This is a genomic window from Mycobacterium syngnathidarum (genome assembly GCF_001942625.1).
Classification (GTDB): Bacteria; Actinomycetota; Actinomycetes; order Mycobacteriales; family Mycobacteriaceae; genus Mycobacterium; species Mycobacterium syngnathidarum.
On sequence record NZ_MLCL01000033.1, the window covers coordinates 87,039 to 112,310 of the forward strand.

24 protein-coding genes are annotated in these 25,272 nt (G+C 67.3%); 18 read left to right on the forward strand and 6 right to left on the reverse strand.

Annotation, left to right across the window (positions count from 1 at the left end; genetic code table 11):
* The first annotated feature begins 69 nt into the window (after positions 1-69).
* The 7 genes from pyrR to pyrF are packed head-to-tail and all read left to right on the forward strand — an operon-like array spanning position 70 to position 8,698.
* Positions 70-627 (forward strand): bifunctional pyr operon transcriptional regulator/uracil phosphoribosyltransferase PyrR, encoded by a 558-nt coding sequence (gene pyrR, locus BKG60_RS10930; RefSeq protein WP_070187432.1) that lies wholly within the window; start codon positions 70-72, stop codon positions 625-627.
* Positions 624-1,580 (forward strand): aspartate carbamoyltransferase catalytic subunit, encoded by a 957-nt coding sequence (locus BKG60_RS10935; protein WP_070187431.1) that lies wholly within the window; start codon positions 624-626, stop codon positions 1,578-1,580. Before pyrR ends, BKG60_RS10935 begins: the two co-directional genes overlap by 4 nt.
* Complete coding sequence (locus BKG60_RS10940) at positions 1,577-2,902, forward strand: dihydroorotase (protein WP_070943648.1); 1,326 nt, start codon at positions 1,577-1,579, stop codon at positions 2,900-2,902. Before BKG60_RS10935 ends, BKG60_RS10940 begins: the two co-directional genes overlap by 4 nt.
* Positions 2,899-3,399, forward strand: coding sequence for a PH-like domain-containing protein (locus tag BKG60_RS10945; protein ID WP_070943649.1), 501 nt, complete (start codon positions 2,899-2,901; stop codon positions 3,397-3,399). The genes BKG60_RS10940 and BKG60_RS10945 overlap by 4 nt, the downstream gene beginning before the upstream one ends.
* Positions 3,396-4,529 (forward strand): glutamine-hydrolyzing carbamoyl-phosphate synthase small subunit, encoded by a 1,134-nt coding sequence (gene carA / locus BKG60_RS10950; protein WP_070943650.1) that lies wholly within the window; start codon positions 3,396-3,398, stop codon positions 4,527-4,529. Before BKG60_RS10945 ends, carA begins: the two co-directional genes overlap by 4 nt.
* Complete coding sequence (gene carB / locus BKG60_RS10955; protein ID WP_070943651.1) at positions 4,530-7,883, forward strand: carbamoyl-phosphate synthase large subunit; 3,354 nt, start codon at positions 4,530-4,532, stop codon at positions 7,881-7,883.
* A 2-nt stretch (positions 7,884-7,885) separates the two neighbouring features.
* Complete coding sequence (gene pyrF / locus BKG60_RS10960; protein WP_070185594.1) at positions 7,886-8,698, forward strand: orotidine-5'-phosphate decarboxylase; 813 nt, start codon at positions 7,886-7,888, stop codon at positions 8,696-8,698.
* Positions 8,699-8,873: 175 nt separating this feature from the next.
* On the opposite strand, the gene BKG60_RS32185 is transcribed toward pyrF, so the two are convergent.
* On the reverse strand, positions 8,874-9,368 hold the full coding sequence (locus BKG60_RS32185; RefSeq protein WP_075909640.1) for a hypothetical protein: 495 nt from the start codon (positions 9,366-9,368) through the stop codon (positions 8,874-8,876).
* Between the two features lie 499 nt (positions 9,369-9,867).
* On the opposite strand from BKG60_RS32185, the gene mihF reads away from it, so the two are divergent.
* The 5 genes from mihF (at position 9,868) to metK (ending at position 13,812) form a co-directional block, all read left to right on the forward strand.
* Positions 9,868-10,182 carry an integration host factor, actinobacterial type gene (mihF, locus tag BKG60_RS10970; RefSeq protein ID WP_003880790.1) on the forward strand — a complete coding sequence of 105 codons (315 nt, stop codon included), beginning with the start codon at positions 9,868-9,870 and terminating at the stop codon, positions 10,180-10,182.
* An 11-nt stretch (positions 10,183-10,193) separates the two neighbouring features.
* Positions 10,194-10,787, forward strand: coding sequence for a guanylate kinase (gmk, locus tag BKG60_RS10975; RefSeq protein WP_070185592.1), 594 nt, complete (start codon positions 10,194-10,196; stop codon positions 10,785-10,787).
* 91 nt (positions 10,788-10,878) lie between these two features.
* Positions 10,879-11,199 carry a DNA-directed RNA polymerase subunit omega gene (rpoZ, locus tag BKG60_RS10980; RefSeq protein ID WP_019348031.1) on the forward strand — a complete coding sequence of 107 codons (321 nt, stop codon included), beginning with the start codon at positions 10,879-10,881 and terminating at the stop codon, positions 11,197-11,199.
* An 18-nt stretch (positions 11,200-11,217) separates the two neighbouring features.
* Positions 11,218-12,465, forward strand: a complete 1,248-nt coding sequence (gene coaBC / locus BKG60_RS10985; RefSeq protein ID WP_070943653.1) for a bifunctional phosphopantothenoylcysteine decarboxylase/phosphopantothenate--cysteine ligase CoaBC — start codon at positions 11,218-11,220, stop codon at positions 12,463-12,465.
* A 147-nt stretch (positions 12,466-12,612) separates the two neighbouring features.
* Positions 12,613-13,812: a methionine adenosyltransferase gene (metK, locus tag BKG60_RS10990; RefSeq protein WP_070185590.1), complete on the forward strand. Its 1,200-nt coding sequence runs from the start codon at positions 12,613-12,615 to the stop codon at positions 13,810-13,812.
* A 77-nt stretch (positions 13,813-13,889) separates the two neighbouring features.
* Here the strand turns inward: metK and BKG60_RS10995 are convergent, their stop codons facing one another.
* On the reverse strand, positions 13,890-14,489 hold the full coding sequence (locus tag BKG60_RS10995; protein ID WP_070943654.1) for a TetR/AcrR family transcriptional regulator: 600 nt from the start codon (positions 14,487-14,489) through the stop codon (positions 13,890-13,892).
* Between the two features lie 98 nt (positions 14,490-14,587).
* Between BKG60_RS10995 and BKG60_RS11000 the strand changes: the two genes are divergently transcribed.
* Positions 14,588-15,061 (forward strand): SRPBCC family protein, encoded by a 474-nt coding sequence (locus BKG60_RS11000; RefSeq protein ID WP_070185588.1) that lies wholly within the window; start codon positions 14,588-14,590, stop codon positions 15,059-15,061.
* 4 nt (positions 15,062-15,065) lie between these two features.
* Here the strand turns inward: BKG60_RS11000 and BKG60_RS11005 are convergent, their stop codons facing one another.
* Both BKG60_RS11005 and BKG60_RS11010 read right to left on the reverse strand, forming a co-directional pair.
* Positions 15,066-16,538, reverse strand: coding sequence for a flavin-containing monooxygenase (locus tag BKG60_RS11005; protein ID WP_070943655.1), 1,473 nt, complete (start codon positions 16,536-16,538; stop codon positions 15,066-15,068).
* Positions 16,538-17,917 (reverse strand): cytochrome P450, encoded by a 1,380-nt coding sequence (locus BKG60_RS11010; protein ID WP_070943656.1) that lies wholly within the window; start codon positions 17,915-17,917, stop codon positions 16,538-16,540. Before BKG60_RS11010 ends, BKG60_RS11005 begins: the two co-directional genes overlap by 1 nt.
* Before the next feature lie 84 nt (positions 17,918-18,001).
* Between BKG60_RS11010 and BKG60_RS11015 the strand changes: the two genes are divergently transcribed.
* Positions 18,002-19,072: an AraC family transcriptional regulator gene (locus BKG60_RS11015; RefSeq protein WP_070943657.1), complete on the forward strand. Its 1,071-nt coding sequence runs from the start codon at positions 18,002-18,004 to the stop codon at positions 19,070-19,072.
* Positions 19,073-19,162: 90 nt separating this feature from the next.
* Here the strand turns inward: BKG60_RS11015 and BKG60_RS11020 are convergent, their stop codons facing one another.
* Positions 19,163-19,621 (reverse strand): DUF805 domain-containing protein, encoded by a 459-nt coding sequence (locus BKG60_RS11020; RefSeq protein WP_070943658.1) that lies wholly within the window; start codon positions 19,619-19,621, stop codon positions 19,163-19,165.
* 296 nt (positions 19,622-19,917) lie between these two features.
* On the opposite strand from BKG60_RS11020, the gene BKG60_RS11025 reads away from it, so the two are divergent.
* The gene (locus tag BKG60_RS11025) at positions 19,918-20,997 is read left to right on the forward strand and encodes a catalase family peroxidase (RefSeq protein WP_239251741.1); all 1,080 of its coding nucleotides are present in this window, start codon (positions 19,918-19,920) and stop codon (positions 20,995-20,997) included.
* Positions 20,994-21,554, forward strand: coding sequence for a cytochrome b (locus tag BKG60_RS11030; protein ID WP_075909641.1), 561 nt, complete (start codon positions 20,994-20,996; stop codon positions 21,552-21,554). Before BKG60_RS11025 ends, BKG60_RS11030 begins: the two co-directional genes overlap by 4 nt.
* Positions 21,555-21,560: 6 nt before the next feature.
* Here BKG60_RS11030 and BKG60_RS11035 read toward each other — a convergent pair whose 3' ends face one another.
* Entirely contained in the window at positions 21,561-22,508 is a 948-nt protein-coding gene (locus tag BKG60_RS11035; RefSeq protein ID WP_070943659.1) for an alpha/beta hydrolase, read from the reverse strand.
* Here BKG60_RS11035 and BKG60_RS11040 point away from each other — a divergent pair.
* Both BKG60_RS11040 and BKG60_RS11045 read left to right on the forward strand, forming a co-directional pair.
* Positions 22,471-23,229, forward strand: coding sequence for a lysoplasmalogenase (locus tag BKG60_RS11040; RefSeq protein WP_070943743.1), 759 nt, complete (start codon positions 22,471-22,473; stop codon positions 23,227-23,229). The two genes, BKG60_RS11035 and BKG60_RS11040, sit on opposite strands and share 38 nt — an antisense overlap.
* Positions 23,226-25,226: a primosomal protein N' gene (locus BKG60_RS11045; protein WP_070943660.1), complete on the forward strand. Its 2,001-nt coding sequence runs from the start codon at positions 23,226-23,228 to the stop codon at positions 25,224-25,226. The genes BKG60_RS11040 and BKG60_RS11045 overlap by 4 nt, the downstream gene beginning before the upstream one ends.
* Positions 25,227-25,272: the final 46 nt, after the last annotated feature.

A 25,272-nucleotide genomic window follows, 5' to 3' on the forward strand; every position in this document is an offset into this window, starting at 1 on the left:
GCTGCCTGGCAGTTCGACGTCCTTTAACGATCCGTCCAGAGAGGCGGAGAAGGAGGTCAGAGTCGCCTCATGGGCTCTTCAGGTACCGACCGGGAATTGTTGTCCGCGGCCGATGTCGGCCGCACCATCTCTCGGATCGCCCATCAGATCATCGAGAAGACCGCGCTGGACGATCCTGCCGAGCGCGAGCGGGTCGTCCTTCTGGGCATCCCGACCCGCGGTGTGACACTCGCCAAGCGCTTGGCCGCCAAGATCAACGAGTTCGCGGATGTGGCGTTGCCGGTCGGAGCGCTGGACATCACGCTCTACCGCGATGACCTCAACTTCAAGCCGCCGCGACCGCTGGCGGCCACGTCGATCCCACCCGGCGGCATCGACGACGCGGTGGTGATCCTCGTCGACGATGTCCTGTACTCGGGACGCTCGGTCCGCTCGGCGCTGGACGCGCTGCGCGACATCGGCCGCCCGCGGGTGGTGCAACTGGCCGTGCTGGTCGACCGTGGGCATCGTGAGCTTCCGGTCCGCGCCGATTACGTCGGAAAGAACGTGCCGACCTCACGCACCGAAAGCGTTCATGTGCTCTTGTCCGAGGACGACGACCGTGACGGAGTGGTGATTTCGAAATGACGACACGTCATCTCCTGTCAGCTGCGGATCTCACCCGTGATGACGCGACGGCGATCCTCGACGATGCCGACCGGTTCCGCGAGGCGCTGCTGGGCCGCGAGGTCAAGAAGCTGCCCACGCTGCGCGGCCGCACCGTCATCACCATGTTCTACGAGAACTCCACCCGCACCCGGGTGTCGTTCGAGGTCGCGGGGAAGTGGATGAGCGCCGACGTGATCAACGTCAGCTCGTCGGGATCCTCGGTGGTCAAAGGGGAGTCGCTGCGCGACACGGCGCTGACCCTGCGCGCCGCCGGAGCCGATGCGCTCATCATCCGCCACCCCGCCTCGGGGGCGGCACAACAGCTCGCGGAGTGGACCGCCGAGGAGGGCGGCGCGGGCCCCAGCGTCATCAACGCCGGCGACGGTACCCATGAACACCCCACCCAGGCCCTGCTCGACGCCTTGACCATCCGGCAGCGACTCGGCTCCATCGAGGGCAAACGGGTGGTGATCGTCGGCGACGTGCTGCACAGCCGGGTAGCCAGGTCGAACGTCTCGCTGCTGGCCACCCTGGGCGCCGAGGTGGTGCTGGTGGCGCCCCCCACGCTGCTGCCCGTTGGGGTGTCGGGGTGGCCGGTCACGATTTCGCATGACCTGGATGCCGAGTTGCCCGCCGCCGATGCGGTGCTGATGCTGCGCGTTCAGGCCGAGCGGATGAACGGTGCGTTCTTCCCGTCCGCCCGCGAATACTCGGTGCGCTACGGGCTGTCGGAGAAGCGTCAGGCCATGCTGCCCGGCCATGCCGTGGTGCTGCATCCGGGGCCGATGCTACGCGGCATGGAGATCGCGTTCCCAGTGGCCGATTCCTCGCAATCAGCTGTTCTGCAACAGGTTTCAAATGGTGTCCACGTGCGGATGGCCGTGCTGTTCCATCTGCTCGTTGGCGCGGATCGGGAGGCGATCAGCGTATGACGAAACACAGCGCAGGCTCGAATCCGCCGATCCTGATCCGCGGCGTCCGTCTCTACGGTGAAGGCGACGCGCTCGACGTGTTGATCGCCGACGGGCAGATCGCCGAGATCGGTTCTGACCTCACGGCTCCCGAGGGTGCCGAGGTGATCGACGCCACCGGCCAGGTGCTGCTGCCAGGCTTCGTCGACCTGCACACCCACCTGCGCGAGCCGGGCCGTGAATATGCCGAGGACATCGAAACCGGTTCGGCGGCAGCGGCTCTGGGTGGATACACCGCGGTGTTCGCGATGGCCAACACCGACCCGGTCGCCGACTCCGCGGTGGTCACCGACCACGTGTGGAACCGCGGTCAGCAGGTCGGCCTGGTGGACGTGCATCCGGTCGGCGCGGTGACCGTGGGCCTGGAAGGCAAGCAGCTCACCGAGATGGGCCTGATGGCAGACGGCGTCGGCCAGGTCCGGATGTTCTCCGACGACGGCCTGTGCGTGCACGATCCGCTGGTCATGCGACGGGCGCTGGAGTACGCCACCGGCCTCGGGGTTCTCATCGCCCAGCACGCCGAAGAACCGCGGCTGACCGTCGGCGCCGTCGCCCATGAGGGGCCCAACGCGGCCCAGCTCGGACTCGCGGGCTGGCCTCGCTCGGCCGAAGAGTCGATCGTCGCTCGTGACGCGATCCTGGCCCGCGATGCCGGCGCCCGGGTGCACATCTGCCACGCCTCCACTGCCGGCACCGTGGAATTGCTCAAATGGGCCAAGGCGCAGGGTATCTCGATCACCGCCGAGGTGACCCCGCACCATCTGCTGCTCGACGATCGCAGGCTGGCCAGCTACGACGGACGCAACCGCGTCAATCCGCCGTTGCGGGAAGCCAGTGACGCGCAAGCGCTGCGTCAGGCGTTGGCCGACGGAGTCATCGACTGTGTCGCCACCGACCACGCGCCGCACGCCGAGCACGAGAAGTGCTGTGAATTCTCGGTTGCCCGGCCGGGCATGCTCGGTCTGCAAACCGCACTGTCGGTGGTGGCCGAAACCATGGTGCGCCCCGGCCTGCTGACCTGGCGCGGTGTTGCCAAAGTGATGAGCGAGGCGCCCGCGGCCATCGTCGGCCTGCCCGACCAGGGCCGGCCGCTGGAAGTGGGGGAGCCGGCCAACCTCACGGTGATCGATCCCGACGCGACCTGGACGGTCGAAGGCGACGAGCTGGCCAGCCGCTCGGAAAACACGCCTTTCGAATCGATGACGCTGCCTGCCACCGTGACCGCGACTCTGCTGCGGGGCAGGATCACCGCGCTCGACGGGAAGTCGAGACCTGTCCGGTGAACACTCCCACGCTGATCGCGTCGCTGGTGCTGGCCGCTCTGCTGGCAGTGCTGATCGCGTTCCTGATCCGGCAGATGATGCGCGGGTGGCTGCATCGCGCGCAGCGGCAAGCCGAACTGATCGGCACCCTGCCACCGCTGCCGGACACGGTCAGCGCGGCGAGCATCCCGCCCATGAAGGGCATGTATGTCGGCAGCACAGTGGTTCCGCACTGGAATGACAAGGTGGCCGCCGGGGATCTGGGGTTTCGGACCAAAGCGGTGCTCACCCGCTATCCCGAGGGAATCATGATGCAACGCAGCGGTGCCGGGCCGATCTGGATTCCGGCCGGGTCGGTCACCGCGATCCGGACCGAACGAGGAATCGCCGGCAAGGCACTGACTTACGACGGAATTCTGGCCATCAGGTGGCGGCTGCCCTCGGGCACCGAGATCGACACCGGATTCCGCGCTGACAATCGCGCAGAGTACGACCGCTGGCTGGAGGAAGAAAAATGACGAACAACACGAAAAACAAGGCGGTTCTGGTACTCGAAGACGGGCGCGTTTTCACCGGCACCACATTCGGTGCGGTCGGCCAGACCCTCGGTGAGGCAGTGTTCTCCACGGGCATGTCCGGCTATCAGGAAACCCTGACCGATCCCAGCTACCACGGTCAGATCGTGGTTGCCACAGCGCCGCAGATCGGTAACACCGGCTGGAACGCCGAGGACGGCGAAAGCCGCGACGACAAGATCTGGGTGGCCGGCTATGCCGTGCGCGACCCGTCCCCGCGCGCGTCGAACTGGCGTGCCAGCGGAACCCTCGACGACGAATTGGCGCGGCAGGGCATCGTGGGCATCGCCGGAATCGACACCCGTGCCGTGGTGCGCCACCTGCGTACCCGCGGGTCGATGAAGGCCGGGGTGTTCTCCGGAGAAGCATTGGCGTCGACAGACGAGTTGGTGGCCCGGGTGCTCGACCAGCCCTCGATGCTGGGCGCGGATCTGGCGGGTGAGGTCAGTACTGCAGGCTCCTACATCGTGGAACCCCAAGGTGATCACCGGTTCACGGTCGCGGCGGTGGACCTGGGGATCAAGACCAACACCCCGCGCAACTTCGCCCGGCGCGGGATCCGCAGCCACGTGCTGCCGTCGTCGGCGACCTTCGACCAGATCGCCGACCTGAAACCCGACGGGGTGTTCCTGTCCAACGGTCCCGGCGATCCGGCCACCGCAGACCACATCGTCGCGGTGACCCGGGAAGTGCTCGGTGCGGGAATCCCGTTGTTCGGCATCTGTTTCGGCAATCAGATCCTCGGGCGGGCGCTGGGCCGGTCCACCTACAAGATGGTGTTCGGCCACCGCGGTATCAACATCCCGGTGATCGACCACGTCACCGGCCGGGTGGCGATCACCGCGCAGAACCACGGCTTCGCCCTGGAGGGCGAGGCGGGGGAGCGGTTCGACACTCCGTTCGGCACAGCCGAGGTCAGTCACACCTGCGCCAATGACGGTGTGGTGGAAGGGATTCGGTTGGCCGACGGCCGTGCGTTCTCAGTCCAGTACCACCCGGAGGCCGCGGCCGGACCACACGACGCGGAATACCTGTTCGACCAGTTCGTCGACCTGATGGCAGGAGAGAAGTAGATGCCACGTCGCTCTGACCTCAACCATGTCCTGGTGATCGGATCCGGCCCGATCGTCATCGGCCAGGCCTGCGAATTCGACTACTCGGGCACCCAGGCCTGCCGGGTGCTGCGTTCCGAGGGCATCCAGGTCAGCCTGGTCAACTCGAACCCGGCGACGATCATGACCGATCCCGAGTATGCCGACAACACCTACGTCGAGCCGATCACCTGGGAGTTCGTCGAGAAGGTCATCGTCCAGCAGGCCGAGCGCGGCAACAAGATCGACGCCGTGCTGGCCACCCTGGGCGGCCAGACCGCGCTGAACACCGCGGTGGCCCTGCACGACAACGGTGTGCTGGAGAAGTACGGGGTCGAGCTCATCGGCGCCGACTTCGAGGCCATCCAGCGTGGCGAGGACCGACAGAAGTTCAAGGACATCGTCGCGAAGGTGGGCGGTGAATCCGCCCGCAGCCGCGTGTGTTTCACCATGGACGAGGTCCGTGAGACCGTCGCCGACCTGGGCCTGCCCGTGGTGGTTCGCCCGTCGTTCACCATGGGCGGGCTGGGTTCGGGCATGGCCTACTCGACCGAGGACGTCGAGCGGATGGCCGGTGACGGACTGGCCGCGTCGCCGTCGGCGAACGTCCTCATCGAGGAATCCATCTACGGCTGGAAGGAATACGAGCTCGAGCTGATGCGCGACGGCCGCGACAACGTCGTGGTGGTGTGCTCGATCGAGAACGTCGACCCGATGGGCGTGCACACCGGTGATTCGGTGACCGTGGCGCCGGCGATGACCCTGACCGACCGCGAATATCAGAAGATGCGTGATCTGGGGATCGCGATCCTGCGCGAGGTGGGGGTGGACACCGGCGGCTGCAACATCCAGTTCGCGATCGACCCGCGCGACGGCCGGCTGATCGTCATCGAGATGAACCCGCGCGTGTCACGGTCCTCGGCGCTGGCGTCGAAGGCCACGGGCTTCCCGATCGCCAAGATCGCGGCCAAGCTGGCCATCGGCTACACGCTCGACGAGATCCTCAACGACATCACCAAGGAAACCCCGGCCTGCTTCGAGCCCACGCTCGACTACGTGGTGGTCAAAGCCCCCCGGTTCGCATTCGAGAAGTTCCCGGGTGCCGATGCCACGCTGACCACCACGATGAAGTCGGTCGGTGAGGCGATGTCGTTGGGCCGCAACTTCATCGAGGCCCTCGGCAAGGTGATGCGCTCGCTGGAGACCACCCGGGCCGGGTTCTGGACGGGACCGGACCCGGACGTGACGGTCGAGCAGTTGCTCACCGGCCTGCGCACGCCGGTGGACGGCCGGCTCTACGACATCGAGCACGCGTTGCGTCTGGGTGCCAGTGTCGAGCAGGTGGCCGAGGCCTCCGGCGTGGACCCTTGGTTCGTCGAGCAGATCGCCGGCCTGGTGGCACTGCGCGTCGAGCTGCTGGAAGCGCCGGTCCTTGATGCCGAGCTGCTGCGGCGGGCCAAGCACAGCGGGCTCTCTGATCGCCAGATCGCCGCGCTGCGACCGGAATTGGCCGGTGAGTCTGGCGTGCACGCGCTGCGCCGCCGGCTCGGTGTCCACCCGGTGTACAAGACCGTCGACACCTGCGCCGCCGAGTTCGACGCCAAGACGCCGTACCACTACAGCAGCTACGAGCTCGATCCCGCCGCCGAGACCGAGGTGGCCCCGCAGACCGAGAAGCCGAAGGTGCTGATCCTGGGGTCGGGGCCGAACCGCATCGGGCAGGGCATCGAATTCGACTACAGCTGTGTGCATGCCGCGACGACACTGAGTGCGGTCGGGTTCGAAACCGTGATGGTCAATTGCAACCCCGAGACGGTGTCGACCGACTACGACACCGCCGACCGGTTGTACTTCGAGCCCCTCACCTTCGAGGACGTGCTGGAGGTCTACTACGCCGAGAACGCCTCGGGCAAGGGTGAGGACGGGACCGGGCCAGGCGTCGTCGGAGTGATCGTTCAGCTCGGCGGCCAGACCCCGCTGGGCCTGGCCAAGCGCCTCGAAGACGCCGGGGTCCCGATCGTGGGCACCGGTCCCGATGCCATCGACCTCGCTGAGGACCGTGGGCTTTTCGGGGAGGTTCTGGTCAGCGCCGGTCTGCCCGCGCCGCGGTTCGGCACCGCCACCAGCTTCGAGCAGGCCCGGCGGATCGCCTCCGACATCGGCTACCCCGTGCTGGTTCGCCCCTCGTACGTGTTGGGCGGTCGCGGCATGGAAATCGTCTACGACGAAGCGACCCTGGAGGGCTACATCGCCCGCGCCACCCAGCTGTCCCCGGAACACCCGGTGCTGGTCGACCGGTTCCTCGAAGACGCGATCGAGATCGACGTCGACGCGCTGAGCGACGGCAACGAGGTGTACATCGGCGGCATCATGGAGCACATCGAGGAGGCCGGTATCCACTCCGGCGATTCCGCGTGCGCGTTGCCCCCGGTGACCTTGGGCCGCAGCGACATCGAAGCGGTGCGTCGCGCCACCGAGTCCATCGCCCGTGGCATCGGTGTGGTCGGCTTGCTCAACGTCCAGTACGCGCTCAAGGACGACGTGCTCTATGTGCTGGAAGCCAACCCGCGCGCCAGCCGTACGGTGCCGTTCGTCTCCAAGGCCACCGCGGTGCCGCTGGCCAAGGCCTGTGCCCGGGTGATGCTGGGCGCCACCATCGCCGAGTTGCGCACGGAAGGCCTGCTGAACAAGGACGGCGACGGGGCCACCATCGCCCGCAACGCTCCGGTGGCGGTCAAGGAAGCCGTTCTGCCGTTCCACCGCTTCCGCCGGGCCGACGGTGCCCAGGTGGACTCGCTGCTGGGACCGGAGATGAAGTCCACCGGCGAGGTGATGGGCATCGACCACGACTTCGGCACGGCGTTCGCCAAGAGCCAGACCGCGGCCTACGGTTCGCTGCCGGCCGAGGGCGCCGTCTTCGTGTCGGTGGCCAACCGTGACAAGCGCTCGCTGGTATTCCCGGTCAAGCGCCTGGCCGATCTCGGATTCCGGGTGCTGGCCACCGAAGGTACCGCAGAGATGTTGCGCCGCAACGGAATTCCCTGTGACGAGGTGCGCAAGCACTCAGAGCAACCCAGTGGAGACGGCGACCGGCCCTCGGCGGTCGAGGTCATCAAGGCCGGCGAGGTCGACATGGTGATCAACACGCCCTATGGAAATTCCGGGCCGCGTGTCGACGGCTACGAGATTCGTTCGGCCGCAGTGTCGATGAACATCCCCTGTGTGACCACGGTGCAGGGCGCCTCCGCGGCGGTGCAGGGCATCGAGGCACGGATCCGCGGTGACATCGGCGTGATGTCACTGCAGGAACTGCACAGCGAACTGGAATCGCGCTGACGATGGACGCCTTCGGGAAGCGGTTGACCGACGCGGTGTCGCAGCGGGGGCCGCTGTGTCCCGGCATCGATCCCCATCCCGAGCTGCTGCGGGCCTGGGGGCTTTCCACCGACGCCGACGGGCTGGCCGCGTTCAGCGACATCTGCGTGACGGCATTCGCCGGGTTCTCGATGGTCAAGCCTCAGGTGGCGTTCTTCGAGGCGCACGGGTCAGCGGGTTTCGCGGTGCTGGAGCGCACGACGGCCGCCTTGCGGGAGGCCGGGGTACTGGTGCTGGCCGACGCCAAACGCGGGGACATCGGCTCGACCATGGCCGCCTATGCCGCGGCCTGGGCCGGTGACTCACCGTTGGCGGCGGACGCGGTGACCGCATCGCCGTATCTGGGCTTCGGGTCGCTGCAGCCCCTGCTGGACGTCGCCGCGGCAAACGGCCGGGGGGTGTTCGTGCTGGCAGCGACCTCCAACCCGGAGGGCGCGACGGTGCAGCGTGCCATGGCCGGGCCGCGCACCGTGGCGCAGTCCGTCGTCGATGAGGTGGCCGCAGTGAACCAGGCGGCCGGTGAGCCGACCGGTTCGGTCGGTGTGGTGGTCGGGGCGACGGTGACCGACCTGCCCGATCTCAGTGCGCTCTGCGGCCCGGTGTTGGTGCCCGGAGTCGGCGCCCAGGGCGGACGTGCCGATGCACTCGGCGACTTCGGCGGTGCCCGGCTGGTGCTGCCAACGGTGTCGCGTGAGGTGTTGCGGGCCGGGCCTGCGGTGGCTGATCTGCGTGCGGCCGCCGAGCGCTTGCGCGACGAAGTCGCATATCTCGCCTGACGTCGCCCAGCTGGGCGTCTAGGGCCGTTTCGTCGTGCCCTGGGCCGATTTCCACACCAGGGTCGCGGTCGCGCTCAATCGCGACCCAGTCGTGGCAGGCGACGACCGGGCCGAGAAGCGGCCGAGCACAGGTGGTTTGGTCAGCTCGCGGTCAGATCGGTTGCGGTGCAGCCGGTCACAGCGGGATCCAGATACCGAAGAACCAGAAACCCCACGCGTTGTAGCCCGGATCGAAAATGGGTGTCACCCAGCTGCCGTTGTAGTTGAACGGCTGGTGGTCGAACCGGCCTTGGTCCATGCCGCGCCAGGCCAGCTCCGGGGGCGGCGGGCCCCAGTGCCGGCCATGGTCATCTGGTCCGCCTGGACCTCGGTCACCCGGGCGCCCCGGCCCTGGCCCACCCGGTCCGCCCGGTCCGCCCGGCCAGCCGGGCCCGTCAGGACCACCACCAGGCCCACCATGGCCACGTTCGGGCCCTCCTGCGCCTCCTGAGCCACCGGGACGACCGGGTCCACCTGGTCCTCCCGGCCCGGGTCCACCGGGCCCCTGGCAGTTGCCGAAGCCACACGGTGGGCCCGGCTGGGCCGCTGCCGTGCCGGCTCCCGCGGCCAGAGCGCCCGTGCCGAGCGCTATGGAGAGAGCAGAAGCGCAGGTCAAACGCTTGAAGTTCATGTCCAGCTTCCCTTCGGGGGTCACGGATACCCGACCGGCGGAGGCTATTTAGCCAAGCTGTGTAATCGCTTTGTGGCAATTAGGCGTGGGCTGGGCACCGTCAGCCGCACGCGCCTGACGTGCGCGTCACGGCTTCCGACACGCCCGACACGCCATGACCAGCGAAAATTTTCTCGAATACCCGGCGGTAACCAGGTGTGGGTACGGCCGAACCGGTGCTCGACGTATGAGTAGTTAGCTGGGGGCCACCCGAAAACCATTGACTTGCAGGAATATCCGGCCCGATGGGGGCGTGCCGACGATGCTGGATGGCGTTTTCGGGTGCGAACCGGTTGTCGCGTGCGCGCACTACACGCTGGGCTTTTAGCGTCGTAACCAGGGGGTGGCGTTCGCTTTCGTCAGCCAGCGTGGGTAGGTTCGTCGTCGCTGGCTGGTTTGCACTCCAGCCGTAAAAAACAAGAGATGGCCGAAGAAGAATCGCCAGGAGACGGAGGAACCCGTGGCCCTTCCCCAGTTGACCGACGAACAGCGCGCGGCAGCGTTGGAGAAGGCTGCCGCCGCACGTCGAGCGCGAGCCGAGCTCAAAGATCGACTCAAGCGCGGCGGCACCAACCTCAAGCAGGTGCTCACCGACGCCGAGACCGATGAGGTCTTGGGCAAGATGAAGGTTTCCGCGCTGCTGGAGGCCCTGCCCAAGGTCGGCAAGGTCAAGGCGCAGGAGATCATGACCGAGCTGGAGATCGCCCCGACCCGCCGTCTGCGCGGCCTCGGTGATCGCCAGCGCAAGGCCCTCCTGGAGAAGTTCGACCAGTAGAGACGCCCCCATTGAGCGCTGGTAGAGGGGCCGGACAACGTACAACGACGGCTCCGGTCGTCGTGTTGTCCGGTCCCTCCGCTGTCGGGAAGTCCACCGTGGTCCGCTGTCTGCGGGAGCGGCTTCCCGACTTGTATTTCTCGGTCTCGGTCACGACCAGGGCACCGCGGCCGGGAGAGGTCGACGGTGTCGACTACACGTTCGTGTCCGCGGACCGATTCCAGAAGCTGATCGATGACGGCGAGCTGCTCGAATGGGCCGAGATCCACGGCGGATTGCACCGCTCCGGAACGCCGGCCCAGCCTGTGCGCGAGGCCACCCGGGCCGGCCGCCCGGTTCTGATCGAGGTTGACCTGGCCGGGGCGCGGGCCGTCAAGCAGGCCATGCCCGAGGTGATATCGGTGTTCCTGGCACCGCCGAGCTGGGACGAACTGGTCAGCCGATTGTCCGGTCGGGGCACCGAGACAGCCGAGGTGATGGCCCGGCGATTGGAGACAGCGCGGGCCGAAATGGCCGCGAAGTCTGACTTTGACCAGGTTGTGGTGAACCGCCAGTTGGATACCGCATGCGCTGAATTGGTATCCTTGCTGGTGGACAGCCGATGACTCATCGTGCCGGGACCGACGCGATCGGATCCGCGAGCCACCAGCACGCTGTTCAGTAACCGCATTCACGCAACCGCCAGGAGACTTTTTCGTGAGCACCCCGCACGCCGATGCGCAGCTGGCCGCTGCGGACGACATCGATTCGTCCGCCGCCGGCGCCTACGACACGCCGCTGGGCATCACCAACCCGCCCATCGACGAGTTGCTGGACCGCGCGTCGAGCAAGTACGCGTTGGTGATCTACGCCGCCAAGCGGGCGCGCCAGATCAACGATTACTACAACCAGCTCGGCGACGGCATTCTTGAGTACGTCGGCCCTCTGGTCGAGCCCGGTCTGCAGGAGAAGCCGCTGTCCATTGCGATGCGGGAGATTCACGAGGATCTGCTCGAGCACACCGAGGGCGGCGAGTAGCCAGGCCAGGGCCGGGACGTGAGCGCGGGTAAGCGAATCGTCGTCGGGGTGGCCGGCGGCATTGCCGCGTACAAGGCGTGCACCCTAGTCCGCCAACTCACCGAGGCGGGCCACTCGGTACGCGTACTGCCCACTGAGTCGGCTTTGCGCTTCGTCGGAGCGGCCACGTTTGAAGCCCTGTCGGGCAATCCCGTGCACACCGGTGTGTTCACCGACGTGCACGAGGTCCCGCACGTGCGGATCGGCCAGGAAGCCGATCTCGTGGTTGTCGCGCCTGCCACCGCCGACTTGCTGGCCCGCGCGGTGGCCGGCCGGGCTGACGACCTGTTGACCGCCACGCTGCTGACGGCGCGATGTCCGGTGCTGTTCGCTCCGGCCATGCACACCGAGATGTGGTTTCACCCGGCCACCGTCGACAATGTGGCCACATTGCGGCGGCGGGGCGTCGTGGTACTGGAACCGGCATCCGGACGGCTCACAGGGGCCGACACCGGCGCGGGGCGGCTGCCCGAGGCCGAAGAAATCGTGACGTTTGCACAGCTGCTGCTGGAGCGAGGCGACGCGCTGACCTACGACCTGGCCGGGGTCAAGGCGCTCGTGACCGCCGGCGGTACCCGCGAACCTCTGGATCCGGTGCGTTTCATCGGCAACCGCAGCTCCGGCAAGCAGGGATATGCCGTGGCCCGGGTTCTGGCCCAGCGTGGGGCCGACGTGACGCTGATAGCGGGTAACACCGCGGGTCTGATCGACCCGGCCGGTGTCGATGTCGTGCACATCGGTTCGGCCGCCCAATTGCGTGATGCGGTGACCAAGTACGCCCCCGAGTCCAATGTCCTGGTGATGGCCGCTGCCGTCGCCGACTTCCGCCCCGCACAGGTGGCGACCGCCAAGATGAAGAAGGGCGGCGCGTCCGAGCCCAGCTCCATCGAGCTCGTCCGCAACGACGACGTGCTGGCCGGGGCGGTTCGGGCCCGTGCCGAGGGCCAGTTGCCCAACATGCGTGCCATCGTCGGCTTCGCTGCCGAGACCGGGGACGCCAACGGTGATGTGCTGTTCCATGCCAGGGCCAAGCTGCAACGCAAGGGCTGCGATCTGCTCGTGGTCAACGCAGTGGGGGAGAACCGCGCGTTCGAAGTTGACCACAACGACGGCTGGTTGCTGAGTGCCGACGGGGCCGAGGTTGCGCTAGAGCACGGTTCGAAGACTCTGATGGCCACCCGTATCGTGGACTCGATCGCGGCGTTTCTGGGCAAGCCCGACGGCTGATCCGACGTACGTACGCATCAAGATGTGGACAAGGGTTGCGCAATCGCGTCCCACGCGCTTGGGTGCAACAGGACCTAGATATTATTCGCCTAACTAAGTAGTTTTGGACTGAAGAACTTTTCAGATCAGCAAGGAAGGAAGCAGACCGTGAGCCAAGGTCGCCTGTTTACCAGTGAGTCGGTAACCGAAGGACATCCCGACAAGATCTGTGACGCGATCAGCGACTCGGTGCTCGACGCGCTGCTGGAGCAGGATCCCAAGTCGCGGGTCGCGGTGGAAACCCTGGTGACCACCGGCCAGGTGCACGTCGCCGGTGAGGTCACCACCTCGGCCTACGCCGACATTCCGAAGATCGTGCGCGACCGCATCCTGGAGATCGGCTACGACTCGTCGACCAAGGGCTTCGACGGCGCCTCGTGCGGCGTGAACATCGCCATCGGCGCGCAGTCGCCCGACATCGCCCAGGGCGTGGACACCGCCCACGAGGCGCGCGTCGAAGGGGCCGGCGATCCGCTGGACGCCCAGGGCGCCGGTGACCAGGGGCTGATGTTCGGGTACGCCATCGGCGACACCCCAGAGTTGATGCCGCTGCCCATCGCGCTGGCCCACCGGCTGTCGCGGCGGCTGACCGAGGTCCGCAAGAACGGTGTGCTCGATTACCTGCGCCCGGACGGCAAGACCCAGGTCACCATCGCCTACGACGGCAAGACACCGGTCCGGCTGGACACCGTCGTGCTGTCCACGCAGCATGCCGACGGCATCGACCTCGACGGCACCCTGACCCCGGACATCCGGGAGAAGGTCGTCAACACCGTGCTGGCCGATCTCAACCACGAGACGCTGGACACCTCCGATTTCCGTCTCTTGGTCAACCCGACCGGCAAGTTCGTACTCGGCGGTCCGATGGGTGACGCCGGCCTGACCGGCCGCAAGATCATCGTCGACACCTACGGCGGCTGGGCCCGCCACGGCGGCGGCGCCTTCTCCGGCAAGGATCCGTCAAAGGTGGACCGTTCCGCCGCGTACGCGATGCGCTGGGTGGCCAAGAACGTCGTCGCTGCCGGCCTGGCCGAACGCGTCGAGGTCCAGGTGGCCTACGCGATCGGCAAGGCCGCCCCGGTCGGCCTGTTCGTCGAGACGTTCGGCACCGAGACCGTCGACCCGGCCCGCATCGAGAAGGCCATCAGCAGCGTGTTCGATCTGCGCCCCGGCGCGATCATCCGCGACCTGGACCTGCTGCGGCCGATCTATGCCCAGACCGCGGCGTACGGCCACTTCGGGCGGACCGACATCGAGCTGCCCTGGGAGCAGCTGAACAAGGTCGACGACCTGAAGGCCTCGGTCTAGCTTTTTCTGCCAACAGCCCCCGATGACTGATCGGGGGCTGTTGTCTTTCGCGGGGCGGCATCACCGCGGCGGGTTGATCAGGTGCGGTGGCGCTGGACGACGCCGCCCGCCAGTGCGCGTGCCCACTCCAGTCCGGCATCGGTGCCGAACAGCTCGCGGCGTGTGTTGCCCGCGCACAGGTAGGCGTCGACCCGGAAGGCGTCTTCCGCCGGATCGGGTGAGCCCGCCGCGGAGAACTCGTTTTCCAGCAGGTCGAGCCACTCCCGCTTGAGGTTTCGCACCGCGTCGGCCACGGGCCCGGTGCGATGCCCGAACTCGACCGATGTCGCCGTCACGAAGCAACCGCCGGGGAACACCTCGGCACGCAGGTAGGCCACCCACGAATCGAGCAGGGCGCCGAGCCGCGCGGCTCCGGGCCGGCAGCTCAGTGCCGGACGGATGACGACGTCGATGTAGACCTGGCGCGCCTCGGCCACTGCGGCCAGCTGGATCGCCTCCCGGTTGCCGAAAACCGTGAGGATTCCGCTCTTGCTCACCCCGGTCGACGCGGACAGGCCACCGACGGTGATTGCGTCCAGGCCGTGTGTGGTGGCGATGTCTGCGGCGGTACGCGCAACCAGCCGGCGGGTGGCGTCACCGCGCGCCCGCCGTCCGTCGGCGGCAGACAGAGCGGTCATCAGCTCACCCTAGCCACCCCTGGACGTAGTGCGGGCGGGTCGCGTACCGTCAGCCTCAACCAATATGCGACCGATCGGTCGTATTGAATGGAGGGGTAATGGCCACCGCGTTCAAGGCTCTGCTGGAGCGTCGGATCATCGTCGATACGCCACCGGCCGTGGTGTGGAACATCATTCGAGACATCCGACGCATGCCGGAGTGGAGTCCGCAGGTGGTATCGGTGAAATTGCGCGATACCGACGGTGAGATCCGGCTGGGCTCCACGTTCACCAACCTCAACCGCCACGGCGAGCTTGAGTGGATCACGCACGGCGAGGTGGTGCGGTACGAGCCAGAGAAAGAGATCGCCTTCCGCATCGCCGAGAACTACGCGATCTGGTCGTTCTCGATCAGTGCCGACGGCGCCGGCGCCACCGTGCTCACGCAACGGCGCGAAACGCCCGACGGAATATCGCAGGTTTCGCTCGAACTGACCGAGTCGCACCTCGGCGGACAGCAAGCGTTCACGGAACTGCTCGAAGCCGGAATGGAAGAGACCCTCGCCGCCATCAAGGCATGTGCCGAGGCCTGACGCCCTACGAGCTGAACGCGTAATCGTCGAGGTCGAAAGTCCTGCTGCGCCAGTACGCCTCGAACGTGGTGGCGGGCCGCAGCGGCACGTCGCCGTTGCGGTCGAAGTAGTAGCTGTTGGCCTGTGAGCAGCTGTCCTGCCAGAAGATCTGCCGGTGGCGCTTGCGCATCATCTCCTCGAAGTACCGGTCGTTGGCCTCCTGCCGGACCTCGACGCGGTGGGCGGCCCTGCGGTCGGCCTGCTCTATGCACCGCACCAGATGCCGGGTCTGGGCCTCGATCAAGGCGAAGTACGACGAGCCGACGTAACCGTACAGGCCCATCACCGAGAAGAAGTTCGCGAAGCCGGGAATGCTCACGCCTTCGTAGGCCTGCATCCGGCGCTCTTTCCAGAACTCGCTCAGCGATTGTCCGCCGGACCCGACGATCTCGAAGGTCAGCGCATCGACATCCATCACCTTGAAGCCGGTGGCCAGGATGAGCACGTCGACGTCATGGTTCTCACCGTCGGTGGTGGCGACACCGGAACCGGTGATCTTGTCGATCGGTTCGGTGACCAGTCGCACGTTGTCCCGGTTGAACGTGGCCAGATAGCTGTTGTGGAACCCGGGTCGTTTGCATCCCACCGCGTATCGGGGTGTGAGCTTTTCGCGCACCTCCGGATCGCGCACCTGTTGCCGCAGATAGGCGCGGCCGGCCGCGCCGGCGCGCTTGGCGAACGGATTGATGGTGAAGTACTGCGCCGCCAACGGGAAGGTGAACTCCACGTAGGCCTGGCTGATCAGCCGGTGCAGTGTCCGGCCGCCGGGCAGCCGCATCAGTCGCCGTGCGATCGGAGGGATCGGCACGTCGAACTTCGGGAAGCACCAGATCGGTGTGCGTTGAAACACGGTGAGCTGCCTGACCTTCGGGGCGATCTCGGGGATCACCTGGACCGCGGAGGCGCCGGTGCCGATGATCGCGACCCGCTTGCCGGTCAAGTCCTGGGTATGGTCCCAACGGGCGGTGTGCACGGTGGTCCCGGCGAAGGAGTCCACGCCGTCGATCTCGGGGAGTTTCGGGATGGTCAGCACCCCGCTGGCGTTGACCAGGAACCGCGCGGTGAGCGTGTCACCGGAGCCCAGTTCGAGTCGCCACAGGTTCTCTTCGTCATCGAACACGGCCCGCGCGACGGTGGTGTTGAACCGGATCCGGGGGCGTAGGCCGTACTTTTCCACGCAGCTGTCGGCATAGGTGCGCAGCTCATCGCCCGGCGCGTAGGTGCGCGACCAATTCCGCGACTGCTCGAACGAGAACTGATAGGAGAACGACGGAATATCGACGGCCACACCAGGATAGGTGTTCCAGAACCAGGTTCCGCCAACCCCGTCGCCCGCCTCCAGGATCAGGTAGTCGTGCAGGCCGGCCTTGTCCAGCGCGATGGCGGTGCCGATGCCGGAGAATCCGGCGCCGACGATGAGGGTGTGGAAGTCGGGCATCAGGCCACCTCTCGGCTGCGTCCGATCATGTGGACGCCGTGTTTTGGTCGCAACGTCAACGTAGCCTCCCTTTCCACCGAGTGGCCAGGATCGAGATCGAAAATGAACCGTTGACTCATGATGGCGGCGATCAACACCATCTCCATCAGTGCGAAGCTCTGCCCGATGCAGATCCGACGTCCACCGCCGAACGGCAGGTATACCGAGCGCGGCCGGCTCTTGGCGGCGTCACCAAGGAATCGGTTGGGGTCAAAGGTTTCCGGATCGGGCCACCATCTCTCGTCGTGGTGGATTTGGTAGATCGGGATGATCACCGTTGTTCCCGGACGGATGTGATGGCCGTCGATGCAATCGTTCTCGACGGCTTCCCGCGCGATGATCCACACCGCGGAGTAACAGCGCTGCGATTCCTGGATGCACGCGGTGGTCCACGGCATCCGGGTCAGGTCGCCCGCTGTCGGACGGCCCGCGCCCACGACCGAGTCCACTTCGGCCAGCATCCGCTCCCTGGCTTCGGGGTGGAGCGCCATCAGGTACCAGAACCACGACATCGCATTGGCCGTTGTCTCGTGCCCGGCCAACATGAACGTCAGCGCCTCGTCCCGGACCCGCCGGCGCGGCCAGGTGCCGCTGTCGGCACTGAACAACACGTTGAGCAGGTCGGCGGACTCTGTCGGGTGTGCCAGACGTTCGTCGAGGACGGTGTTCACCGCGGCATCCAGGGCCAGGGCGATGCGCTGGCCTTCCCGCAGCGGCGGAGGCAGCCGGACCCCCGACCAGGTGCTGGCCGCGATGGCGTCGTACACCGGGCGGGGGAGCAGACCCAGGAGCCCGAGCCGGCCCAGTAGTTCGGTGCGTCTGAGCCCACGCGTGGTGAGATCGCGCATGCTGTGCACGATCGGTCCGAAATCCTGACTGAACAGGGCGTTGGAGACGACCCGCAGGGTGGTTTCCACCATGGCCGAGTGCATGTCGAAACACACACCGTCGCCGCCTTCGGCGAGCTCATCGGTGGCCCGCTCGATCGGATCGATCAGCAGATCGACGATGTCATTGAGACGACGACGCGCGAACGTCGGGTTCAGCGCGGTCCGGTGGACGGCCCAGGAATCGCCTTCGTCGGTCAGCAGGTTGATGCCGGCCGCCGCTCGGATCGGTTCGTACTCGTTGGACTTGACGTAGCGCAGACGCGCCTCGTGGAGCACGTGGTCGACGTAATCGGGGTGTGTGATGGAGACGAAACGTCTTCCCGCGCAGCGGTATCTGGTGATGTCCTGGCCCTGGACCCGGGTCAGGAACCCGCTCTCGGTGCTGAAGCCGACCGTGATCGCCTCGCGGGTCATGGTCCACGTGCTCAGTCGCGCCGCCGGTGCCGCCATAGATCCACCGTATGAATGACAGGACGAGCAGAGAATGGGACTATCGGACACAGAGTTGGGATTTTGGGACAAGGGCTGGGGGCAATGGCCAGGTCAGGATCCGTAGCGAAGACGAGTTGGTCGGCCGACGTATGTCATCCGATGCATGCCACCCGGGTGTTGTGCGAGGTCGCCGTCGAGCGCGGTGTCCCGGCCGCAGTGGTTCTGGCCGGAACCGGGGTGACACCGGCAGACCTCGACGATCCCGACGGTGTGATCAGCGCGCACGACGAGATCCTGGCGGTCCGACACCTGCAGGCCCAGTTGCCCGACGAACCGGGTTTGGGTGTCGATGTCGGTGGCCGGTCGGCCCTGACGCACATGGGCTTGTTCGGGTTCGCCGTCATGTCATGTGCGACGCTGCGTGAACTGTTCAGCATCGGGATGCGCTACTTCGCCCTGACCACACTGCAGATCGATTTGCAGTTGTTCGAGGGCACCGACGAGTGCGTGCTGGAACTCAACGTCGGCCACCTGCCCAACGATGTCCAGCGCTTCTTCATCGAACGTGACGTCGCCGGGATTGTCGCCACCACAGCGAGTTTCGCGTCTCCGGTGGTGGCGCAATACGCTGATCGGATACTCGCCGAAGTGTCGATCGACGAAGAGGTTCTGCGGCCGCTGCTGACCCTGATGCCGTTACCCAATGTGACGTTCGGCCGGGCCCATTCCCGACTGCACTTCCCCCGCGCCATGCTGGATGAGCAACTGCCTCAAGCGGATCCGTACACCCTCGATCTGTGTATCGCGCAGTGCGATGCGCTCATGCAGCGCAATGCGCAGCGCCGCGGGATCACCGCGGTGGTGCGCAGTAAACTGTTTCGCGATCCCGGCCGGTTTCCGACGTTGCCAGAGGTCTCGGCCGAACTCGGTGTCCACCCGCGCACTCTGCGACGTCGCCTGGCCGATGAGGGAACCGCGTTTCGGGCCCTGGTCAACGAGGCCCGCTCGGCATTGGCGGTGGATCTGCTGTGCAGCGTCGGATTGACCGTCGAGGAGGTGTCGCGGCGCCTCGGCTACAGCGAGACCTCGACGTTCTGCCACGCGTTCAAACGCTGGCACGGCATGCCGCCCAGTGCGTTCTCGCAGACGCGCAAGCGGAGTGAATTGGGGTAAGCCGTGGCGCGTTTCGCATCGGCGAACCACGGACCGGCCTGCGCCTAGTTGAACCGACACTCCCGGGGCACCGGAGTATCTGGTCGAGCACTACTGGCTCGGGCGACGGTCGAAACGTTGCCCGTGCGGCTTGGACGGCAGAAGGCCGAAGACTAGTCCGACGTAGGGCAGCAACGTGAGCAGGCACATCCATCCGGACAGGTTGGCGTCGTGGAGTCTGCGGACCAAAAGCGCCCAGCCTGGAATCACGCACCCCAGCATGATGATTCCGGCGATTACCAGTGCCAGACCCCCGAGTGGGCCGTTGTCTCCCGCTACAGCGATGAAGACCCCACAGATGAGGAGGGCCAAAAGGAATGCCAGCTGGGGCCACCAGTACTCGCTACGTGACGCGCGGCCGGAGAAGCGTGCATAGCTGTGGAAGAAGCGCGCCACTGCCTGGCCAAATGTGGCTCCGTACAACGGCAACGTGAGGTCGCGTGGATCAGTCGCGCCGAGAGGCTCCCACGGATGCTGCGTGTCGAACGAGGTTTCCTCGCTGCGGGTCATTCGTTCCTCTGCTCGCTTGTTGGGTTATGCGCGGAACTGTCCTGGTGCCGCCGTCCCATCCATGGGGCTGAGATCAACGGGGACGGTACACCGTTGCGTGAAGCAATGGATGCAAATGGGCGCAGGACAAGCCGGCGCAGCAGGAGGTGATGGTGTCCGCCAGGTCCATCTGCTTGACGCTCGCCTGATTCGCAAGTCCCATCGACATGACGTCGCATTCACCCGATTGAACGGCCTGCTGCCGCATTCCGTTTCACACTGGACGGAGTTCGGCGGAGAAAAGGAGTGCGGCCACGATGGAATCCGATGACGTTCCGGAGCTGAACCGCAGGAGAACGCTACTGGGGCTGGCCGCGGTGGGTGGTGTGGTGGCTGTCGGCGTCGGCGGCCTGGCCGACGCCGCGGGCTGGCTGCGGCCGGATGCGTTGACACCGGATCGGTTCGCGGACCGCTTCGAGCAGATCGCGGGCCGTCACGAGGGCTTCCGCCGCAACCATGCCAAGGGGCTGGCCGCCACCGGAACGTTCACCAGCACCGGTGCGGGTGCCCAGGTGAGCAAGGCTGCGGTGTTCAAATCCGGCACCGTGCCCGTCGTTGGCCGGTTCTCGTTGTCCGGCGGGTTGCCCGATCAACCCGACAAGCCGGACACGGTCCGGGGTCTCGGTTTGATGTTCGGGCTGCCCGACGGCGAGCAGTGGCGCGTCGCGATGGTGAATCTGCCGGTGTTCCCCGACAGCACCCCGCGAGGTTTCTTCGAGCGCATGCTGGCCTCGCGGCCCGTTCCAGAGACCGGCAAGCCCGATCCGCAGGCGATGGCGGCGTTTCTGGCCGACCATCCGGAGACGGCCGCTGCGATGAAGATCATCAAGCAAGCCACGCCGAGTGCAGGGTTCGCCGACAGTACGTACCGTGGCCTCAACGCGTTCCGAGCTACCAACGCCCAGGGCGAGAAGACGGCGATCCGTTGGGCGGCCGTTCCGGTGATATCGCAGCAGCCTGCCGAGCGCCCGCACGGCAACGACAGAGATGTCCTCTTCGACGCCCTCATCGACACGATCGCCGCCGGCCCGGTCAGCTGGAAATTGGTCCTCACCCTGGCCGGTCCCACCGACCCCACCCACGACGCGACGCTGCCGTGGCCGGCGAACCGCGCCACCATCGAGGCGGGCACCATCACCATCGACGCCGTGCACACCGAGGCCCCCGGCAACGCCCGCGACATCAATTTCGATCCGCTGGTGCTGCCCGACGGCCTGGCCCCATCCGACGATCCGTTGCCGAGCGCACGGTCGGCGGTCTACGCGCGCTCGTTCAACCGGAGAGCCCGAGAACCCAAGTCGCCCAGCGCAGTCGTCGTACCGGGGGGCGCGCAGTGACCACCGAAACGAAACCGCCGATTGTCAAGTTCAACCTGGCGGCCCGGCTGTTGCACTGGTCGATGGCGGTCATGGTGATTGCCCAGTTCTTCATCGGAGTCACGATGATCGCCGCACTGAGCTACTACCCGCTGCTGCTGGCGATCCACCGTCCGTTGGGAATCGCGATCCTGGTCTTCGCGATCGTCAGGTTGGCCAATCGCCTCACCCGCCGACTGCCGCCATTCCTGACCACCATGGGGCCGCTGGAACGTCGCATCGCCAGCTACTCCGAATATCTGCTGTACGCCCTGCTTTTGGTGCAGCCGTTGATCGGGTGGGCCATGCTGTCGGCCGCACAGTCGCCGGTGGTGTTGGTCGGGGCGCTACACCTTCCGGCGATCGCCCCGCACAACCTCACCCTCTACGCGGTGTTGCGCACCGCGCATACCGTGGCCGCCTACCTGCTGTTCGCGACGTTCACCGCGCACATCTGCGCGGTGATGTTCCACACCGTGGCGCTGCGCGACGGGATCATCCGTCGAATGTCGCTGTGGCCCAGCAAGAACAACGGTTGACGGTGCTCAGCCGTGCAGCGCGCCCCGCAGCGCGGCCATCGCACGATCGAATGCCTCGGTGGCCACGGGGACCACGCCGACGTAGCCGAGGTAGCCGTGCACCAGCGTCGCGGCGTTGTCCAGCTGCACCGGAACGTCTGCGGCCGTCAGCATCTCCGAATAACGGATGCCGTCGTCGCGCAACGGATCGTGCCCGGCGACCGCGACATAGGCGGGCGCGAGCCCGGACAGGTCGCCCGCACGGGCCGGCACCAGGGTGACCGGCGGGTCGGACAGGTCGACATGACCGGCATACCAACGGGAGAACCCCTGGACCGCGTCGAGCCCGAGGATCGGTGCCTTGGCGTTCTCGGTGAACGACGGCAGGCTGGTGTCCCATGTCGTGGCCGGGTACCAGAGCAACTGGAATCGCAGCCCGGAAAGGCCCGCGTCACGCGCCAGCAGCGACACCACGGCGCTGAGGTTGCCGCCCGCCGAGTCCCCGGCCACAGCCATCCGGTCGGCGTCGGCTCCGAGCTCGGCGGCGTTGGCGGCCACCCATTGGGTCACCGCCCATACGTCGTCGACCGCGGCGGGGTAGGGATGTTCGGGGGCCAGCCGATAATCGACCGACACCACCACCGCGTCGGCACCTACGGCGTGCTGGCGTGCGGTGCCGTCGTAACTGTCCAGGTCGCCCAGCGCCCAGCCGCCGCCGTGGATGAAAACCACCACCGGCAGCGTCGCGCCGTCGGCCGTCGGCGGCCGGTACACCCGCACCGGGATCTCGCCGGCCGGCCCCGGAATCACGCGGTCCTCGGCCTGAACCTCGGGATGGACCGGCATTCGCGGGATCTCACTGAACTGGCGACGGGCCTCGTCGACACCGATGTCGGTCGACAGTTGGAACGGCACTGCCTCCAGTACCTTTTGCAGGATGGCATCGACAGCTGGTTTCTCGTCAGCAACGGACATTCCGCAACCGTACGCACACCGCGTCACGCGGCGGCTGTGGGTGGTGGCCGCGGCTGTCGCGGCGGGTTACGGGGTGTTCCTGATCGTCACCGCGATGCAGCTGCCCAAAGGGGCCGACCTGACGGGTCAATTCACCCTCCAACCTGCGGTGAAGGCACTTGCGGCGGTCCTGTTGGCGGCGGCCGCGTGCGCTCATCCGATCGTGCGGGAACGACGCTGGCTCGTCGGTGCGCTCCTGTTCTCCGCGCTCGGCGACTTTCTGCTCGCCATTCCGTGGTGGGAACCGTCCTTCGTGCTGGGCCTGGCCGCGTTCCTGGTCGCGCATCTGTGCTTTCTCGGGGTCCTGGTGCCGCTGGCGCGGCGTTCGACGCCGCGGCTGATCGCCGTGGCGGTCACCGTCCTGGCCTGTGTGGCGTTGCTGACCTGGTTCTGGCCCCGGCTCGTCGAGCAGGGAATGGCCGTCCCGGTGGTCGCCTACATCGCGGTGCTCGGTGCCATGGTGTCCACGGCGTTGCTGGCCCGGCTGCCCACCCCGTGGACCGCGCTCGGTGGCGTGTGTTTCGCAGTATCGGACGCGATGATCGGCATCAGCCAGTTCGTGCGCGGCGACCAACTGCTCGCCGTCCCGATCTGGTGGGGCTATGCGGCGTCGCTGGTGCTGATCACCGCCGGCCTCTTCTTCGGGCGTTCGACACACCCTGCTGCTAAACCTGCACAGTGACCATCACCCGCCGCGCCGCCGAGCATGAACCCGTTGCGCGGGTGCTTCCCCTGCTCACGGTGCCGCACCTGGACCGGGAGTTCGACTATCTGGTGTCGGAGGAACAGTCCGACGACGCCCAGCCCGGGGTGCGGGTCCGGGTCCGGTTCAACGGCAGGCTGGTCGACGCCTACCTGCTGGAGCGACGCTCCGATACCGATCACACCGGCAAGCTCGGCTGGCTGGACCGGGTCGTGTCACCCGAGCCGGTGCTCACCCCGGAGATCCGGCGGCTGGTCGACGCGGTGGCCGCCCGTTACGCAGGCACCCGCGCCGACGTGCTGCGCCTGGCGGTGCCGCCGCGCCATGCCAGGGTGGAGAAACAGTCGCCGGAGGAGTCGGAGCCGGTCGCGGTCGTCCCCGTCGACACCGGCGCCTGGGCCCGGTACGGCCGCGGTGAGCAGTTTTTGACCGCAGTCGCCGAGGGCCGCGCGGCCCGCGCGGTGTGGCAGGCCCTGCCCGGCGAGAACTGGGCGCAACGGCTGGCCGAGGCGGCCGCCGTCGCGGTGGGCGCGGGGCTGGGCGTCGTGGCCGTGGTGCCCGATCAGCGTGACGTGGACGCGCTCTATGCCGCCGCCGTCGACCGGGTTCCCGAATCACGGGTGGTCGCGTTGTCGGCCGGCCTCGGCCCGTCCGCTCGGTACCGCCGTTGGCTGGCGGTGCTTCGCGGGCAGGCCCAGTTGGTGATCGGTACGCGCAGTGCTGTGTTCGCGCCGGTGACCAACCTAGGGCTGGTGCTGGTGTGGGACGACGGCGATGACAACCTGGCCGAGCCGCGCGCCCCGTATCCGCACGCCCGTGAAGTGGCCATGCTGCGTGCCCACCAGCTGCGGTGCGCGGCGATCATAGGCGGGTACGCGCGAACCGCCGAGGCGCAGGCCCTGGTGCGGACCCGCTGGGCCCACGACGTGGTGGCGGCGCGGCCGGTGGTTCGGGCAGCTGCCCCGAGGGTGGTCGCGCTGGAGGACAGCGGGTATGCGCAGGAGCGCGATCCGGCCGCGCATACCGCTCGGTTGCCCTCCATGGCGCTGCAGGCGGCGCGGGCAGCGCTGCAGGCCCAGCACCCGGTGCTCATCCAGGTTCCACGCCGCGGGTACGTGCCGGCCCTGGCCTGTGCGCGGTGCCGCGCCGTGACGCGTTGCCGGCATTGCACTGGCCCGCTGGCGCTGCCGGAGCGGGGCAGTGCGGCTGCCGAGTGCCGGTGGTGCGGCCGGGCTGAACCCGCATTGCGTTGTGCGCGTTGTGGTTCCGATGCGGTACGGGCGGTGGTGGTGGGGGCCCGGCGCACGGCTGAAGAGTTGGGCCGGGCGTTTCCCGGCACCTCGGTGATCACCTCGGGCGGCGACACCGTTGTCGCTGCGGTGGGCAGCGGTCCCGCGCTGGTGGTGTCCACACCCGGGGCGGAACCCGTCGCCGACGGCGGTTACGGCGCGGCACTGCTGCTCGACGCGTGGGCGCTGCTGGGCCGACAGGATCTGCGCGCGGCCGAGGACACGATGCGCCGGTGGATGGCCGCAGCGGCCCTGGTGCGTCCGCGTACCGACGGCGGTGTGGTGGCGGTGGTGGCCGAGTCGGCGATTGCCACCGTGCAGGCATTGATCCGGTGGGATCCGGTGGGACATGCCGACGCCGAACTCGACGCGCGCGGTGAGGTGGGCCTTCCGCCGGCGGTGCACATGGCGGCCATCGACGGGACCACGACCGCGGTTGGGGCCCTGCTCGAGACCGCGCAACTCCCCGAGGTCGCGGAACCACTCGGGCCCGTGGAATTGCCTGTCGGGGCCCGCCGCCCACCAGGCCTGGATCCCGATGCCGAGGTGTGCCGGATGCTGGTGCGGGTGCCCCGTGACGGGGGTCTGGAGTTGGCTGCCGCGCTGCGCCGGGCCACCGCCGTGCTCTCCGCACGCAAGGATCAGCAACCGTGTCGTATCCAAATCGACCCGCTACACATCGGGTAAGGCGGATACTTCTCCCGTTGTCGGTGAGTGCCGAATCAGGAGGCCG